The organism is Absiella sp. AM29-15 (assembly GCF_003434225.1).
Taxonomy (GTDB): domain Bacteria; phylum Bacillota_I; class Bacilli_A; order Erysipelotrichales; family Erysipelotrichaceae; genus Hoskinsella; species Hoskinsella hominis.
In genome coordinates, this window is sequence record NZ_QVFL01000001.1 from 360,339 (window position 1) to 376,871 (window position 16,533).

16 protein-coding genes and 1 pseudogene are annotated in these 16,533 nt (G+C 34.6%); 15 read left to right on the forward strand and 2 right to left on the reverse strand.

All coding sequences use genetic code 11. The annotated features are described in order from the left end of the window. Positions 1-3: 3 nt before the first annotated feature. From mutL to DW761_RS01890, 11 genes are all read left to right on the forward strand, one after another. Complete coding sequence (gene mutL / locus DW761_RS01840) at positions 4-2,028, forward strand: DNA mismatch repair endonuclease MutL (RefSeq protein WP_117516253.1); 2,025 nt, start codon at positions 4-6, stop codon at positions 2,026-2,028. A 4-nt stretch (positions 2,029-2,032) separates the two neighbouring features. Beyond that, the gene (gene miaA, locus DW761_RS01845) at positions 2,033-2,947 is read left to right on the forward strand and encodes a tRNA (adenosine(37)-N6)-dimethylallyltransferase MiaA (protein WP_117516254.1); all 915 of its coding nucleotides are present in this window, start codon (positions 2,033-2,035) and stop codon (positions 2,945-2,947) included. 14 nt (positions 2,948-2,961) lie between these two features. Further along, on the forward strand, positions 2,962-3,690 hold the full coding sequence (locus tag DW761_RS01850; protein WP_117516255.1) for a tRNA threonylcarbamoyladenosine dehydratase: 729 nt from the start codon (positions 2,962-2,964) through the stop codon (positions 3,688-3,690). A 171-nt stretch (positions 3,691-3,861) separates the two neighbouring features. Continuing rightward, positions 3,862-4,161, forward strand: coding sequence for a hypothetical protein (locus DW761_RS01855; protein ID WP_117516256.1), 300 nt, complete (start codon positions 3,862-3,864; stop codon positions 4,159-4,161). Between the two features lie 225 nt (positions 4,162-4,386). Next, complete coding sequence (locus tag DW761_RS01860; protein WP_117516257.1) at positions 4,387-4,659, forward strand: ArsR/SmtB family transcription factor; 273 nt, start codon at positions 4,387-4,389, stop codon at positions 4,657-4,659. An 81-nt stretch (positions 4,660-4,740) separates the two neighbouring features. Beyond that, entirely contained in the window at positions 4,741-5,754 is a 1,014-nt protein-coding gene (locus DW761_RS01865) for a permease (RefSeq protein ID WP_117516258.1), read from the forward strand. Positions 5,755-5,772: 18 nt separating this feature from the next. After that, positions 5,773-6,126 carry a thioredoxin family protein gene (locus DW761_RS01870; protein ID WP_117516259.1) on the forward strand — a complete coding sequence of 118 codons (354 nt, stop codon included), beginning with the start codon at positions 5,773-5,775 and terminating at the stop codon, positions 6,124-6,126. Positions 6,127-6,144: 18 nt separating this feature from the next. Then, complete coding sequence (locus DW761_RS01875) at positions 6,145-6,561, forward strand: arsenate reductase ArsC (RefSeq protein ID WP_117516260.1); 417 nt, start codon at positions 6,145-6,147, stop codon at positions 6,559-6,561. 189 nt (positions 6,562-6,750) lie between these two features. Beyond that, positions 6,751-8,049 carry a PTS sugar transporter subunit IIC gene (locus DW761_RS01880; RefSeq protein ID WP_117452584.1) on the forward strand — a complete coding sequence of 433 codons (1,299 nt, stop codon included), beginning with the start codon at positions 6,751-6,753 and terminating at the stop codon, positions 8,047-8,049. Then, positions 8,042-9,454 (forward strand): 6-phospho-beta-glucosidase, encoded by a 1,413-nt coding sequence (locus DW761_RS01885; RefSeq protein ID WP_117516261.1) that lies wholly within the window; start codon positions 8,042-8,044, stop codon positions 9,452-9,454. Before DW761_RS01880 ends, DW761_RS01885 begins: the two co-directional genes overlap by 8 nt. After that, positions 9,451-10,332, forward strand: coding sequence for an ROK family protein (locus tag DW761_RS01890; RefSeq protein ID WP_117516262.1), 882 nt, complete (start codon positions 9,451-9,453; stop codon positions 10,330-10,332). Before DW761_RS01885 ends, DW761_RS01890 begins: the two co-directional genes overlap by 4 nt. Here the strand turns inward: DW761_RS01890 and DW761_RS01895 are convergent. Continuing rightward, on the reverse strand, positions 10,327-11,523 hold the full coding sequence (locus DW761_RS01895) for a helix-turn-helix transcriptional regulator (protein WP_117516263.1): 1,197 nt from the start codon (positions 11,521-11,523) through the stop codon (positions 10,327-10,329). The two genes, DW761_RS01890 and DW761_RS01895, sit on opposite strands and share 6 nt — an antisense overlap. Positions 11,524-11,600: 77 nt before the next feature. Between DW761_RS01895 and DW761_RS01900 the strand changes: the two genes are divergently transcribed. From DW761_RS01900 to DW761_RS21305, 4 genes and pseudogenes are all read left to right on the forward strand, one after another. After that, positions 11,601-13,058 carry a glycoside hydrolase family 1 protein gene (locus DW761_RS01900; protein ID WP_117516264.1) on the forward strand — a complete coding sequence of 486 codons (1,458 nt, stop codon included), beginning with the start codon at positions 11,601-11,603 and terminating at the stop codon, positions 13,056-13,058. A 136-nt stretch (positions 13,059-13,194) separates the two neighbouring features. Beyond that, entirely contained in the window at positions 13,195-13,848 is a 654-nt protein-coding gene (locus tag DW761_RS01905) for a hypothetical protein (RefSeq protein ID WP_117516265.1), read from the forward strand. 109 nt (positions 13,849-13,957) lie between these two features. Continuing rightward, complete coding sequence (locus DW761_RS01910) at positions 13,958-14,875, forward strand: ABC transporter ATP-binding protein (RefSeq protein WP_117516266.1); 918 nt, start codon at positions 13,958-13,960, stop codon at positions 14,873-14,875. Next, positions 14,872-16,092, forward strand: a pseudogene (locus DW761_RS21305) (ABC transporter permease). Before DW761_RS01910 ends, DW761_RS21305 begins: the two are co-directional and overlap by 4 nt. 60 nt (positions 16,093-16,152) lie before the next feature. On the opposite strand, the gene DW761_RS01925 reads toward DW761_RS21305, so the two are convergent. Next, the gene (locus tag DW761_RS01925) at positions 16,153-16,443 is read right to left on the reverse strand and encodes a hypothetical protein (protein ID WP_233513000.1); all 291 of its coding nucleotides are present in this window, start codon (positions 16,441-16,443) and stop codon (positions 16,153-16,155) included. Between the last annotated feature and the right edge of the window lie 90 nt (positions 16,444-16,533).

Sequence of the window (16,533 nt, forward strand, 5' to 3'; positions counted from 1 at the left end):
CGCATGGGAAAAATCAATCGTCTGGATGAACATTTATCCAATATGATTGCTGCCGGTGAGGTAGTAGAAAGACCAATGGGTATCGTAAAGGAATTAGTAGAAAACTGTATCGATGCACATGCAAAGAATGTTGAAATTCAAATACTGCAGGGTGGTATTGATACCATAACCATTATTGACGATGGGGATGGTATGGATGCCCAGGACGCTACACTGGCTTTTGAACGACATGCGACCAGCAAGCTGAAAGAAGTCAATGATTTATGGAATATTCATACCATGGGATTTCGTGGAGAAGCACTTCCATCTATCGCTTCTGTTTCACATGTATTACTGCGTACCAATAATGGCACAGACTCTACTGAAGTTGAAATCAATTATGGTAAATTGATGAGCGCAAAGCCATGTGGAACACCACGCGGCACAATGATTGAAGTCAAGAATCTTTTTCAAAAGACGCCAGCCCGTTTTAAACACTTGAAAAGTCCACAATATGAATTTTCATTAATCAGTGATGTTGTTCAGAAATTTGCATTATCCCATCCGGAAATTGGTTTTAATTTATCCCATGATGGCAGAACCATATTTAAAACACGTGGTAATGGCTCTTTATTAGAAGTGCTTATGCAAATCTATGGTAGGGATACTGCCAAAACAGCTATCCAATTAGATGGCAGTGACAATGATTATAAAATCAGTGGTTATGCTATGCAGCCACAATTTAATCGTGCCACAAAGTATTATATGTTGATGTATATCAATGGTCGTATGATACGTAATTATCACTTACAAAAGGCAATTATGGATGCTTATAGCCATTATCTGCCTAAGGAAAGATATCCAATCGTTGTGATGAATATGGAAATGGATGCCCAGTTAGTGGATGTTAATGTCCATCCCAGCAAATGGGAAATTCGTTTATCTAAGGAAAAGCAACTAGAAAAACTCGTATATGAAACCATCAGTGAAGCATTGAAAAATCAGTTACAGGTACCTGAAGTCAAGAAGAGTGAATTAAAGAAAGAAAAAGTAGAAATACAAGAATTTGATTTCACATATGAGCGAGAAGAACCAGTGAAGAAGCTTCATGATGATATCAATGATTCTTTTGTTCACCCACAAAATAATCCAGAACCGATCATTGAGGATATCCCACTTCCAGCACCAAAGGAAATAAAAAAGGAAAAACCTGTGATTACATATCCACAAAAATCCTATCCGACTGGAGTACGTGAAACATTTGTGAAAGAAAAGGATATCAAATATCAAACATCCAAAAAAGTAGAACCTGTTAAAGAAGAAAAGAAAACTGAACCAATTCAAAAAGAACCAATTACACCAAAGCCAGAGAAAAAAATAGAAGAAGTCAAAGAGCTGGAAGTCATCGTGGAACCACCAAAGCAGGAAGAAGTAAAGCCTGTATTAGAACCTGTACTTGCGAAAAATCCAAGTCTACCACAGCTTCAGGTCATTGGGCAATTTCACAACTGTTATATCATTGCACAGGGTGAAAAAGGCTTATATATCATTGATCAGCACGCTGCACAGGAACGTTATCATTATGAAATTATACGTAAACAGATATTGGAGGGTGTGAAGGATACCCAACCATTATTATTGCCAATTACCATTGAAAGTTCTATTTCTGCCGTATCCCAAGTTGATACCATCAATGCAATGCTAGAACAGCTTGGTATTCATTTAGATGTATTTGGAAACAATACCTTTATCGTTCGTGAGCTTCCTGTATGGATGAAAGATACAGAAGAAGAAGCATTTATTCGTGATATGATTGATTATTTTGAACAAGATAATGAAACGGGTATTGATAAATTAAGAAAACACGCCATCGCAACCATGGCATGTCACAGTTCTATTCGTTTCCATCGCACACTTACCATGGAGGAAATGAAACAGGTCATCGCAGATTTAGGCAAATGTGAACAGCCATTCCACTGTCCACATGGCAGACCAACTTTGATTTGTTTAAGCGATAATGATTTAATCAAAGAATTTGAAAGAGGGTAGTCAAATGGAAAAAGTTTTAGTAATCGTTGGACCTACTGGCGTAGGCAAAACAGCATTAAGTGTGAAACTTGCACAGTCATTTCAAGGTGAAATCATCAGTGGTGACTCCATGCAGGTATATAAAGAAATGAACATCGGTACTGCCAAGGTAAGACCAGAAGAAACACAAGGCATTCCACATTACTTGATAGATGATTATGCTCTTACGCAGGAATATAATGTAAAAGTATTCCAGGAAAAAGCCAGAGGATATATGCATCAAATATCAGAAAATGGAAAATTGCCGATCATCTGTGGTGGAACGGGATTATATATCAAATCAACATTATATGATTATGAATTTGTAGATCAAGAAGAAAACAATGAATTTATGGATTTCTTACATACCCTTGGAAAAGATCAGTTATGGAGTCTGTTAAAGGTGATTGATCCTAAGGCATGTGAAAACCTTCATCCTAATAATCGTCAGCGTTTATGTCGTGCTTTATATATGGCACATACAGGCCAAAAGAAAAGTGATATTGTAGAATCACAAACACACCAGCCTATCTATGATGCTTATATCATCGGTTTAACAATGGAGCGTGAACAGCTTTATGAAAGAATCAATCGTCGTGTAGATATCATGATGGAGGAAGGTTTATTAGAAGAAATTGAAGGAATTGTGAAACAATATCCGGATTGTTGGAATTTTAATAGCTTTAAAGGCATTGGATATAAAGAATGGAAAGGGTATTTTGATGGAACTTCCACGAAGGAAGATTGTATAGAATTAATCAAAAAGAACTCCAGAAACTTTGCGAAGCGCCAATACACTTGGTTTAAAAACCAGATGCAGGTACATTGGTATGATATACAAGATCAAGAATATCCAGAAAATGTCATGCATGATATAGATGAATGGATGCATCATAAATAAAAAAGGAGACACCTATGGAAGAAACGCCGTTACAGCGAATGGAGCTGTTAATACAAAAAGAAGGTATTGAACGATTGAAACAGGCATGTGTCATGGTTGTTGGTGTCGGCGGTGTTGGATCTTATGCTGCTGAAGCACTCGCACGTTGTGGGATTGGCACTTTGATTCTGGTTGATGGCGATACTGTCGCAATCAGTAATTTAAATCGCCAAATTCATGCGACCTATGAAACACTACATCAGTCCAAAACAAAGGTCATGAAAGAGCGTATTGAAACATATCGAAAAGATTGTCATATCATCTGTCACGATATCTTCTATAATGCAGATCAAAACGAACTGTTATTCCAACAGCCAGTAGACTTTGTAGTGGATGCGATTGATACTATGTCCTCTAAATTGGAATTAATAAGATATTGCGTCGAACATAAGATTCCGTTTATCTCAAGTATGGGGATGGCGAATCGTATGGATCCTACGAAAATAGAAATCACGGATTTAATGAAAACCAACTATGATCCTGTCGCAAAAATTATGCGTAATCTGGTTCGTAAAAATAAAATCAAAGGGAAAATACCTGTTTTATTTTCTACCGAACAGCCAATGACACAGGCGGTCATTGTCAATGAAAATGGCGCAACCAGAAAACAAAAAATGCCACCAGCAAGCTCACCATTTGTGCCAAGTGCAGCGGGACTTGCTGCCGCAAGTTATGCAGTCAGAGTGATTTTAAATCAAAAATAGATAACATATATGGTATCATTTCATTAGAAAATGAGCCGTATTTTTATGTTTTGTCCAAAAATAATTTACTTAACAAGTCTTAAGATACATTGAAATGATGTTTTTACTGTGATATAACCTACATAGAGCAACCATTATAAATGGTATGAGTATACGTAAGTAGTGGATTTCATGGAAATATTAACGTTTATGGGAGAAGTATTTCTGGATACATTAATTGATCATTTCTCAAATAAAAAGGTTTCTAAGAAAACAAGAATTATTTGTGTTATTATCTTTACGCTTATTTCATTAGCTTATATTGCTTTGTTTACATTAATGACTTATATTGGTATCACCACATGGCATAGTGATAGGGAAACTGCATTAAAAATGTTAGCGTGTAGTTTATTGTTCCTGTTAGCATTTTTTGCATATGCTTATCAAATCAAAGAAAAAAGAAACGATTTTAAAACGAATATTAAAAAATAAATCATGTGTATTAATCATATAAATTAAAAAAAGATATATTTGTTTTAAGGGCTTTATAATGCATAAAGGTTTGTGTGTTTTAGTATGAAAACTAAGCCACAAATCTTTTCTTTTTCTGATAGCTACATGATTTCCATTAAATGTTAAAAATATATTCATTGACAAGCGATACACATTGCGTTATTGTATATATATCAAAAATATTTGATGTGAGGAGGGTGCTTTATGAAGGATTATTCAAAAGACGCAAAGATTTTTAAAGCACTTTGTGATGAAAAAAGATTATATATCTTGGAACTGTTAAAAGGTGGAGAGAAATGTGCTTGCGCATTGATTGAAGATATGAAAATAGGACAGTCCGCATTATCTTATCACATGAAAAAATTGTGTGAGTCAGGTATTGTTGTAAGCAGACAAGATGGTAAATGGACACATTATCGCCTTAGCGAAGCTGGTATAAAAGAGGCACAAAATCGATTAGCACAATTGACCAAATAAAGACTAAGAAGTCATCTTCTGATGGCTTTTAAAAAGCTAAAACACATCAAAAAAATTTGATATATAAAAAGGAGTGATTGTTTGGAAATCTTAGAAACGATATTGATTTTTATTCAAAATCAAATATTAGGAATGAAATGGTTAAATGAATTCTTAGGCAAGATATTGTCAGGATTAGGAATTGATTTGAATACAAGATTAGGTGGAAGTATACAATTTTTTATTTATGATGTTATAAAAATCACGATCCTATTGTGTGTTCTGATTTTCATCATATCTTATATACAAAGCTATTTTCCACCTGAAAGAAGTAAGAAAATATTAGGGAAATTCCATGGGATATGGGCAAATATCATTTCCGCATTGTTAGGAACCGTAACACCTTTTTGTTCATGTTCATCGATACCATTATTTATTGGCTTTAGTAGTGCAGGCTTGCCTTTAGGGGTAACATTTTCCTTTCTAATATCTTCCCCTATGGTTGATATTGGCAGTTTGTTGTTACTGATGAGTATATTTGGCGCTAAAATTGCGTTTGCTTATGTGATAATAGGATTAGTCATTGCGGTAATCGGAGGAACATTGATTGAGAAACTGCATATGGAAAAGTATGTAGAAGATTTTATACAAAATGCGAGCCATGTGGATATTGACTCTCCTACACTTACACGAAAAGATCGAATACAATACGCAAAAGATCAAGTGATGGAAACATTTAAGAAAGTATTTCCATATATCATCATTGGCGTTGGTATTGGTGCACTTATTCATAATTGGATACCAGAAAGCTGGGTAGAAGGCATCTTAGGAAGTAAAAATCCATTTGGCGTTATCCTTGCGACACTGATTGGCGTTCCTATGTATGCGGATATATTTGGGACAATACCAGTTGCGGAGGCATTGCTTGCGAAAGGTGCACAATTAGGCACAATCTTAGCATTTATGATGGCTGTCACAACATTAAGTCTGCCATCTATGATTATGTTAAAAAAGGCAATTAAGCCTAAATTATTGACATTATTTGTAGCTATTTGTGTCATTGGCATCATCATAGTTGGTTATTTATTTAATGTATTTCATGCATTCTTAATTTAAAAACGGAGGTAAAATAGAATGAAATTATTTGGAAAAAAAGAAGAAAAGAAATCTTGTTGCTGTGGAGGTGAGTGTACACCTGAAACAATAAAAAAGGCAGAAGAAACAAAAAGTGAAAAAGGAATCAAAATCTTAGGTTCTGGATGTGCAAAATGTAATGCGTTAGAAAATGCAACACGTACAGCGTTATCTGAATTACATATGGATATGGAAATTGATCACATCACAGATTTTGTACAAATTGCCAGTTATGGAGTTATGTCCACACCTGCACTTGTCTTTGATCACAAAGTGGTATCTTATGGAAAGGTGTTAACCGTGGAAGAAGTAAAAAAATTATTAATCAGTTCCTATGGGAATAAACAAGTATAAGAAAGTGTGTTTTATGATATGAAAACAAAACCAAAAGTCGCTTTTATTTGTGTACATAATTCTTGTAGAAGTCAGATTGCGGAAGCATTAGGAAAGTTTATCGCTTCTGATGTATTTGAAAGTTACTCAGCTGGTACGGAAACAAAGCCACAAATCAATCAAGATGCTGTGCGGTTGATGAAGAAAATGTATGGTATAGATATGGAAAAAAGCCAGTATTCAAAACTGATATCCACATTACCTGATATAGATATCATTATCACAATGGGATGTAATGTACAATGTCCTCACATGCCTTGTCAATACCATGAAGATTGGGGATTAGAAGATCCAACTGGAAAAGATGATGCATGTTTTGAAGATGTGATATCCACTATACATCAGAAAATAGAAGCATTATCACACAAAATTACGAATGGTCAAATTAATCAATAAGAAATAGGTGATAAGAAACGGTTAGTCATTCAGATTAACTGTTTTCTTTTTTGTGTATCTTCGTTTAAATGTCAAATATTCTAAAAAAAATGTTATAAATCTAAAAAATATATTAAAATGTAAGCGTATAAAACCTATAATTTAGGTGTCGATGATGAGGAATACGTATTCAAAGAAAAGGAGAACTTTATGGAAAAGTTAGAACAGTTTTTACAGAAATTTATCGGACCTATCGCAAAAGCTATGAGTGAAAATGATACGATTCAGTCAGTAGCAGAAGGATTTATGAGAACTGGACCTGTAACATTTGGTGTCTGCATCTTTGTGATTCTAGGAAATCTGCCATTTGATGGCTATTCAGACTGGTTAATAAGTATTGGATTAAAAGAGCATTTTGAAGCTATTTCAAATGCCAGCTTAAACATTCTTGGTTTATATATTTCATTCTGTGTGGCGCACTCTTTTGCGAAAAGAAAAGGAGATAACGCTTTATCTTGTGGAATCCTTTCACTGTTAAGTTATTTGATTATTATCCCTCAAAGTGTTGCTGGGGCAGAAGGGGCAATTGCGGCATTTGATCTGAAATATTTAAGTGGCACAGGTATTCTGGTTGCGTTGATTTTCGCTGTGATTGTAGGACATTTATTTCACTATTTATCAAATAAAGGTATGAAATTCAAAATGCCAGATGGTGTTCCACCTATGGTTAGTGAATCATTTGAACCAATCTTCATCTCTATGATTATTGTTGGATTTGCATTCTTCGTACGTGTTGGCTTTGGATATACACCTTATGGAAACTTTGTTAATTTCTTTGATCAGACCATTGGCGCATTCATTATTAAAATCGGTTTATCTTTACCAACGATCTTCCTATTATACTTTGCGGCTAATTTATTATGGTTCTTTGGTATCCATCCAAACACTGTATATAGTGCATTCGTACCTTTACAAATGACATTGATTATGACAAATATTGCTGATTTCCAGGCAGGTAGACCACTAACTTATTTAACAATCACATTGGTATCCATGTTTGCGTCTTTCGGTGGTAATGGTAATACAATCGGACTTTGTTTATCTATGTTCACTGCGAAGAGCGAACGTTATAAAAAGATGTTGAAATTGGCATTCATACCTAACTTATTTAATATCAATGAACCATTAATTTTCGGTATGCCAGTTATGTTGAATCCAGTGTTCTTTATCCCTATGGTATTCTGTAATGTTGTGATGGGATTGATTGGATTATTTGCGACTAAAATCTTTACATTTACCTTTAATCCAGCGATGTCTTTACTTCCTTGGACAACACCATTCTTCGTAAAAGCATTACTTGCTGGTGGCGTTTCTCTATTGGTTATGGTATTGATTCTGCTTGCGGTAAATACAATAATGTACTATCCATTCTTCAAAATTGCGGATAAGAAAGCATGTGAAGAAGAAGCAGCCGCAAGACTTGAAAAAGAAGGTGAATTGGTTGAGTAAATTAAGTAAAGATTTTCTATGGGGAGGTGCCATTGCCGCTAATCAGGCAGAGGGTGCTTACCTTGAAGATGGAAAAGGCTTATCCTTGATGGATATCGCAACTGCTGGAAAAAAAGGAGTATCCCGACACTTCACCAAAGGTGTACAAGAGGATGTATATTATCCAAACCATGAAGGTATTGATTTTTATCACCATTATAAAGAAGATCTTTCTCTGTTTCAGGAAATGGGATTTCGCTGTTTCCGTACTTCTATCGCTTGGACAAGAATTTTTCCAAACGGAGATGAGGAAACACCCAATGAAGCAGGTTTAGCATACTATGATGATTTATTTCAAGATATGCTTGATAAAGGCATGGAGCCAGTGGTTACCATTTCTCACTATGAGATGCCACTTCATCTTGTACAAAAATATGGAGGATGGGCAAATCGTAAATTAATAGATTTCTACTTACGCTTTTGTGAAGTAATCTTCAAACGATACAAAGGCAAAGTAAAATACTGGATGACATTTAATGAAATTAATTCCGTGATTCTTATGCCTGAAATTGCTGGTGTATTAGATCGTATGAAAGATGACTTCCAGACAAGAAGCTATCAGGCAGCACATCACCAGTTTGTCGCAAGTGCAAAAGCAGTCGCTATGGGACATCAGATTGATCCTGAAAATAAAATTGGATGTATGGTGTTAACACTGGTAAAATATCCATTAACCGCAAAACCAGAGGATGTGATGTTAGCGGAACAAAATATGCGAAAAGGAACCTTTGCGTTCACAGATATTCAAGTGCGTGGGCACTATCCCGCTTATGTAAAAAAACATGTAGAACGATTAGGTATCCATGTACAAATAGAACAAGGTGATTTAGAAGCCATGCAACAAGGATGTGTAGATTATATCGGCTTTTCTTACTATTCATCCTCAGCCGCAACGACCGATCCAAATGTAGAAAAAACAGGTGGCAACATGGTATCCGGTGTGAAGAATCCATATATTCCAACAAGTGCATGGGGATGGCAGATTGATGCATTGGGATTACGTTACATCTTAAATCGTTTCTATGAACGATATGAAATACCTTTATTTATCGTAGAGAATGGTCTGGGAGCCTATGATCAGATAAATGAAGATGGATATATTGAAGATGATTATAGAATTGCATACTTAAGAGAACATATCAAAGAAATGAAGAACGCAATCTTAGAAGACGGTGTGGATATCATTGGTTATACACCATGGGGCTGCATTGATTTGGTATCCGCTGGTACAGGAGAAATGAGTAAGCGTTATGGATTTATTTATGTAGATCGAGATGATGAAGGAAAAGGTACATTAGAGCGAAAGAAAAAGAAATCTTTTGACTGGTATCGGCAGGTAATCGCAAGTGATGGTGAAATTTTATGAGAATCGCAGTATTTGATGTTGGTGGCACATTTATCAAATCATGTTTTATGGTCGATGAAGAAATTACCATGGCTAAAAAAACACCAACACCTTATGACAGTCAGGAAGCTTTCTTAAATATCATAGAAGACAGATTAAAGGAGATGGATGATGTGGAAGGCATCGCCTTCTCCATGCCTGGGGTCATCGATGTAAATCGCAAATATATTTTTGCGGGAGGAAGTTTAACCTACAACAACCATACAGATATTAAAGAATGGGAAAAACGTTTCCAACTTCCGATTGAGATTGAAAATGATGCTCGTTGCGCCGCAATCGCAGAACTTGAGGCAGGCGAAATGTTAGGTATTACACAAGGACTTGTATTAACCTTTGGCACAGGTGTTGGTGGTGGCATCATCGTTAATGGTGACATCTATAAAGGTGCTCACTTAATCGCAGGGGAAGTCAGTGTCATCTATTCAAAAGATAAAGATACTTATGGCTCTAAGGGATTATTTGGTGCTATTGGCAGTGTAAAAAATCTTGTGAAAGAAATCGCAGATGCGAAAGGAATCGATACACAAAATGGGGAAGAAGTATTTGAATGGATCAAGCATAAGGATGAAATCAGTACACGCATCTTTGAACGATATTGTGATGAAGTCATACAGGAGCTGCATAATATCCAATGTTTATTAGATCCACAACGTATCTGTATTGGTGGGGGTGCTAGTGAAAATCCAATCTTTATCGAAGGGCTAAAAAAGGCATCAGAAAAATTCTACAGTACCTTCCCATTTAAATTTCCGCATGCGGATATCGTTAAATGCAAGTACTGTAATAACGCAAATATATTAGGTGCTTATTACCATTATAAAAGAAGTCATGTATCATAAGCTGTTCTTATATTGAATCGGACTGCTTTGTGTGATTTCTTTAAACACTTTATTAAAATGACTTTGATTAGAAAATTGCAGGATCTCAGAAATTTCTGCTAAAGAGTAGGTAGAATTTTTTATCAAAAACTGAGCTTCCGCAATTTTCTTTTCATTAATATAACGTTTCAAAGATTTCCCAGTTACCTTCTTAAATTGAGAAGAAAGATAGCTGGGATTCATACCAATCTCATCCGCAATATCATCTAATGCCAAAGGTTTATGTAGATTTTCAGATATGTAGTTTTTACATTTTCTTACCCAATATGGATTTTGAATATGCCGATAACGTTTCACTAGATTAGTGAAATCCGTTATAGAATCTGCGATGATTTTAAATAACTCTGCAGGTGCCATACATTGATCTACTTTTGTGATATACACATCACTCAAGGTATAGGCGTTGGCAATTGGAACACCGACATCAATCACAGCTCTTGTGAATAAGGTAATAGCCGCAACGATTTTATATTTCATAGACTGTACATGATCTTGAGATAGATAACGGTTATCTTTGATCTGCGCAAGTTCATTCATAAAAATACGTGCCTGGGTACTTTTACCTTCCTGGATATATTTTATGATTTTCTTTTCATAGGAGTAGCTAAATTCATGCATAGAAGTTTCACGGATCACAAACAGTTCATTTTGTAGTAAATTTTCCTGTTTTAAAGGATTTACACCAGCCTGTTTAAAATTGTTTTTTAAAACATTTGGATCCAGAGCTTCACCAGTAATGATTTGATAAATGAATAAAAAATATTCACTGGTCTTATTATAAAGATATGGTAGCTTTATAAAATCTTCAATCGTATAAGAGGATTGCACATGACTCATAAACGGATAATCAGATGGTCGATCCTGTGTGGTAATCTTTTTATGAAAGATGGGACCTATACAAATATAAGCAATATCTTCTACAGCATAATGAAAAAACAGATATACTTCCTGATGATAAAAATGGATAAAAGTTTTGTATGGATTGATCTGGGAGGTTTTTATGATCTGTGCAAAATAGTTCTGTTCCAGACGCAGAAAATTATCTGGGGATGCTAAAATCTGTAGATCTTTTGACAATAAGAAAACGGGCATGTTGATGTTTGCATAAATTGCAGGAAGCAAATCCTTTAATTCCTGTTTCGTTTGTATCATCGATATCACCCTTTCATTATCATTTTACAATGCCATAATAAAAAAAGAAATATATTATAAGAAAAGAGGAATGAATAATGTTTAAAAAAGACTTTTTATGGGGTGGCGCAACAGCTGCGAATCAATTTGAAGGCGGCTATCAAGAAGGTGGCAGAGGTCTTGCGACATCAGATACAAAAACCAATGGCTCACTAACAAGAAAAAGAAAACACAGCTTTTTAGATGAACATAATCAAATTGTTTACCTTCATGGCTCTGATTATATTCCAAAAGGATACAAAGCAGTTTTAGATGATGCGATGTATTATCCAAGCCATCGTGCGGTAGATTTTTATCACCATTATAAAGAAGATATCCAATTACTTGCGGAAATGGGATTCAAATGTTTCCGCATGTCTATCAGTTGGACAAGAATATATCCAAAAGGTATTGAGGAACAGCCAAATGAAGAAGGATTAGCATTTTATGATCAGGTATTTGATGAGTGTTTAAAATATGGAATTGAGCCAGTTGTCACCATCAACCATTTTGATATGCCGCTATACCTTTCTGAGCAGTATGATGGATGGCTGAGTCGTTCCACTATTGACTGTTTCTTAAATTATTGTCGAACAATATTTGAGCGATACAAAGGAAAAGTTAAATACTGGATGACCTTTAATGAAATTAATTTATTACGAGGTTATGATACCTTAGGTGTTCATGAAATGGATCAACAGAAATACTATCAGGCAATCCATCATATCTTTATCGCTAGCGCAAAAGCTGTAAAACTGGGACATGAAATTGATGAAAACAACCAAATTGGTATGATGTTAGCTCATATTTTAACATATCCTGAAACATGTAATCCATGTGATGTGGAACAGGAAATTTTAGTATCAAGAAACCTGAAATATTTCTTTGCGGATGTACAATGCCGTGGTTATTATCCATCATATATCTTGAAGAAGTTAGAAAATCAATCAATTCATATAAAGAAAGAAGAAGGCGATGATGAAATCCTGAAACAAGGTTGTGTTGATTACATTGGATTCAGCTATTATAATTCTGGTGTTATTACAACACGTTCTGATGCGAAAGAAACATTAGGTAATGGTATCAAGCTTGCGCAAAATCCTTATCTACAAGAAAGTGAGTGGAAATGGCCAATCGATCCAAAAGGCTTACGAATCTCTTTGAATATCTTGTGGGATCGTTATCAAAAACCATTGTTTATCGTAGAGAATGGCTTAGGCGCAGAAGATCATATAGAAGCTGATGGCAGTATCCATGATGATTATCGCATATCTTATCTAAGAGATCACATTATAGAGATGAAAAAAGCAGTGGAAATCGATGGTGTAGATTTGATGGGATATACACCATGGGGATGCATTGACTTAGTTTCCGCAGGAACAGGGGAAATGAAAAAACGTTATGGCTTTGTATATGTTGATATGGATGATGAAGGAAACGGTTCCTTAACACGAAGTCATAAAGATTCCTTTGATTGGTATAAAAAAGTAATCGAAAGTAATGGAGAAATTCTGTAATTATAAATATGGTGCGTAAGAAATTAAATACGCATCATTTTTTTTGTAAATGATGAAAAGTATTAGAAAGGCTTGTTCTATTTCTTTGTGGTGGAAGTGATGTATAATAGTGATAGGAAAAGGGAGGCAGTATGATATGAAAGTTATAAAAATCATCATGGCATGTTTACTTACATTATCACTTAGTTCATGTGCTGATAAACATAAAGAATATGCATTTTATCCAGATATTAAAGAATTAAAAATGCCAAGTGGCATTTACTACAAGGATCATATCTATTGGGAAATGAAGGATAAAACAGATCATGTGGAAGGAGAAAAAGCAGGCACACTAAAATCTGTCGCAAAAGAGAATTATTTTCCTGAGAAGGAATACAGTGGCACATCAGATTTAAAAAACTACCTGGGAAGTGATTTATATGAAAATCATCAAACGTTATATCTAAAGACAAAAGACACAATTCATGTGTTTAAATACCTGACAGAAATGGAATTATCTGAAGAAGTAAAAGAGCTTGATCAGGAAGAAAATGAGGGAATGCCTGCGCCACATTTTGTATATCAGAATATGATGTATTTTAATGATTATGGACCTGTGGAAGTATTAGATTATTTTAAGGAAGTAGGAGAAATCAAAGAAGTATTCCTTGTCGCAAAACAGAATTTCACAGGCAATGGTGCTGTGGGAGATAAGTTATATGCAACAGATTTCCAGAATCGTTTTATGTTATTGAAAAGCGTGAATAGTAATAATTATTATGTGTACGAGAATGGAGCATATCAAGAATAATAACAGTAGTATGATAAGAATACCGCTATATAAATTTACTATATAGCGGTTTTTATTGCTAATATAGGGTAACTAGATTATAATAGGACCAAGAAAGCGGAGGGATTACATGATTTTAGAAGCGAATGGGTTGAAAAAAAGCTTTGATGGCAACGAAGTGCTTCATGGTGTTTCCTTCTCTATTTCATCTGGAAAAGCCTTAGGGTTATTAGGAAGAAATGGAGCTGGAAAAACAACTACTATACGAATATTGATGGATGTATTCAAAGCAAATGAAGGAAGCATTACAATAGATGGCAAACCATTTAAAGCAAGTGATTATAAAATAGGATATTTACCAGAAGAACGAGGCTTGTATCCCAAGAAACGTGTTGATGAACAATTATTATACTTAGCAGCTTTGCGTGGCTTATCTAAAAATGAGGCAAAAGCAAATTTAAAGAAATGGTTGAAGCGTTTAAATATTGAAGAATACGAAAAGCGTAAATTAGATACATTATCAAAAGGCAATCAACAAAAAGTACAACTGGCACAGACTTTGATGTGTGATCCAGATATTGTGATATTAGATGAGCCTTTTAGTGGTCTGGACCCTGTAAATTCACAGGTATTAAAAGAAGTCGTTATGGAACTGATACAAAATGGCAAGTTGGTGATTTTCTCATCTCATCAAATGAATTATGTAGAAGAGTTCTGTGAAAGTATCGTGATTTTACATCATGGTGATGTAGTCTTAAGTGGGGAATTAAAACAAATAAAAAAAGAGTTTGGTAAAAATCGTTTGGTTATTTCAACGCTTAATCAAAAGGCTGAAGAGCTTAAAGTACTATGTGATACAAATTTAAGCAATGCTGTAAAATGCAGTGAAATAAAAAATGATGAAGTTATTGTAGAGCTGCATGAAGGTGTTCATAAACAGGATATGTTGCGTATATTACTAGATCATGATATGGATATTGAAAAGTTTATGATATATGAGCCTTCCTTAACGGATATCTTTGTCGCAAAGGCAGGTGATGAAGCATGAAACAGTTCTTTGAAGTATTTAAGTTTGAATTTGCAGGATTTTTAAAAGGAAAATGGTTTCGTGTTTCTACGATATTGATTTGTGTACTTGTCACAGTTGTCATGTTTGTGCCAAGATTTATCGATATTAATAACAAATCAGATGGAGTATCCACAACTTCAGAAACAATTGGTATTTATGATCCCAATCATGTATTTGAAGAGGATAATCTATTAAAACAAGCATTTCCAGAAGCTAAATTTGTGAAGCAGACAAGTGATGAAGATATGAAAGCAGCCGTAAAAAAAGGTGAGCTTGATTCAGGTATATCTGTTAAAGATGATAAAACATTCGATTATCAGGTATTAGATACCAGTATGAATGATATGACAATGAATATTTTTACTTCCGTTATGGAAGTGCAATACAAAATAAAAATGCTTTCTTCTATGGGACTAAGTGAGGAACAAATAGCAAATGTTGTCGCAACACCAATAAAGGGAGATACCGTTATTTTAGGAAAAGATGGTCGTAGTAATTATTTCTATACCTATATCATGATTTTTGCGATGTATTTTGTCATCATATTTTATGGGCAAATGACCGCTACCAATGTTGCCAGTGAAAAAGGTAATCGTTCTATGGAAATCTGAATTACTAGCACAAGTACCAATGCACTTATTTTTGGGAAAGTGTTGGCGGGAGCTGTCGCAAGTATTTTGCAGGTAGGTGTCATGCTTGGTGTCAGTATAATGGCTTACCAATATAATGCGGATATTTGGAATCATACACTTGATTTCTTATTCAATATACCAGTGAATGTTTTGTTGTCCTTTGCTTTATTTGGTACACTGGGTTACTTATTCTATACCTTTATTTATGGAGCAATGGGTTCTATGGTTTCAAAAGTAGAGGAAGTATCTTCCGCAGTTTCTCCGATTACAATTATATTTGTTATTGCATTTTTTATAACATTCTTTTCGGTAATGGTAAATCCAGGAACTATTTTATCCACAATAGCATCCTATGTTCCGTTTACATCATGTATGGCAATGTTTGCCCGTGTAGCAATGGGTAGTGTAGAACTATGGCAGATTATTTTATCTGCAGTTATACTAGCAGTATCTACGGCAGGTGTAGGATTGTTAGGAGCTAAATTATATCGTAATGGAACTTTGTCTTATGGTAACAATTTTAAGATATCTCAAATATTTAAAAATCTAAAACACAAAGACTAGGAATATTATATAGAAGCACAATATTATTATAAAAACTGATGAATTTCACAGTTTTTCTTTTCAAGATTTTTTTATATAAGATACAAGTGTAATAAATAAGACAACGATAGCGCCACAGAACAATATCGTGCATAAACATTTATTTAAAGGTAAATACTTACCTAAAAGAAATACAATGATGCCAATTACAAGAGATACATCCTGATAGGTGATTATGAATTCAGTGGTTATTTTGCTTGTTTGATTCTGTTTATATTCTGTAAAGAACATTATTGCGACAATCATCATTGCACCTAATAATATCGAAAGAAGTAATATTTGAGAGAAATTGCCAAAAGATTTGTGTAACATGATCAGTTGTAAAACAGCTGACAACAGGAATGCTAGTGCACATGTTATTTTTGTTTTTTTTGTACGTCATAAGATTTCCTTTCTTTTTAA

Bases quoted from the DNA above. Each gene is read 5' to 3' on its own strand.
- mutL (WP_117516253.1), top strand. From the start codon at position 4: ATGGGAAAAATCAATCGTCTGGATGAACATTTATCCAATATGATTGCT.
- miaA (WP_117516254.1), top strand. From the start codon at position 2,033: ATGGAAAAAGTTTTAGTAATCGTTGGACCTACTGGCGTAGGCAAAACA.
- DW761_RS01850 (WP_117516255.1), top strand. From the start codon at position 2,962: ATGGAAGAAACGCCGTTACAGCGAATGGAGCTGTTAATACAAAAAGAA.
- DW761_RS01855 (WP_117516256.1), top strand. From the start codon at position 3,862: ATGGAAATATTAACGTTTATGGGAGAAGTATTTCTGGATACATTAATT.
- DW761_RS01860 (WP_117516257.1), top strand. From the start codon at position 4,387: ATGAAGGATTATTCAAAAGACGCAAAGATTTTTAAAGCACTTTGTGAT.
- DW761_RS01870 (WP_117516259.1), top strand. From the start codon at position 5,773: ATGAAATTATTTGGAAAAAAAGAAGAAAAGAAATCTTGTTGCTGTGGA.
- DW761_RS01875 (WP_117516260.1), top strand. From the start codon at position 6,145: ATGAAAACAAAACCAAAAGTCGCTTTTATTTGTGTACATAATTCTTGT.
- DW761_RS01880 (WP_117452584.1), top strand. From the start codon at position 6,751: ATGGAAAAGTTAGAACAGTTTTTACAGAAATTTATCGGACCTATCGCA.
- DW761_RS01890 (WP_117516262.1), top strand. From the start codon at position 9,451: ATGAGAATCGCAGTATTTGATGTTGGTGGCACATTTATCAAATCATGT.
- DW761_RS01895 (WP_117516263.1), bottom strand. From the start codon at position 11,523: ATGATACAAACGAAACAGGAATTAAAGGATTTGCTTCCTGCAATTTAT.
- DW761_RS01900 (WP_117516264.1), top strand. From the start codon at position 11,601: ATGTTTAAAAAAGACTTTTTATGGGGTGGCGCAACAGCTGCGAATCAA.
- DW761_RS01905 (WP_117516265.1), top strand. From the start codon at position 13,195: ATGAAAGTTATAAAAATCATCATGGCATGTTTACTTACATTATCACTT.
- DW761_RS01910 (WP_117516266.1), top strand. From the start codon at position 13,958: ATGATTTTAGAAGCGAATGGGTTGAAAAAAAGCTTTGATGGCAACGAA.
- DW761_RS01925 (WP_233513000.1), bottom strand. From the start codon at position 16,443: ATGTTACACAAATCTTTTGGCAATTTCTCTCAAATATTACTTCTTTCG.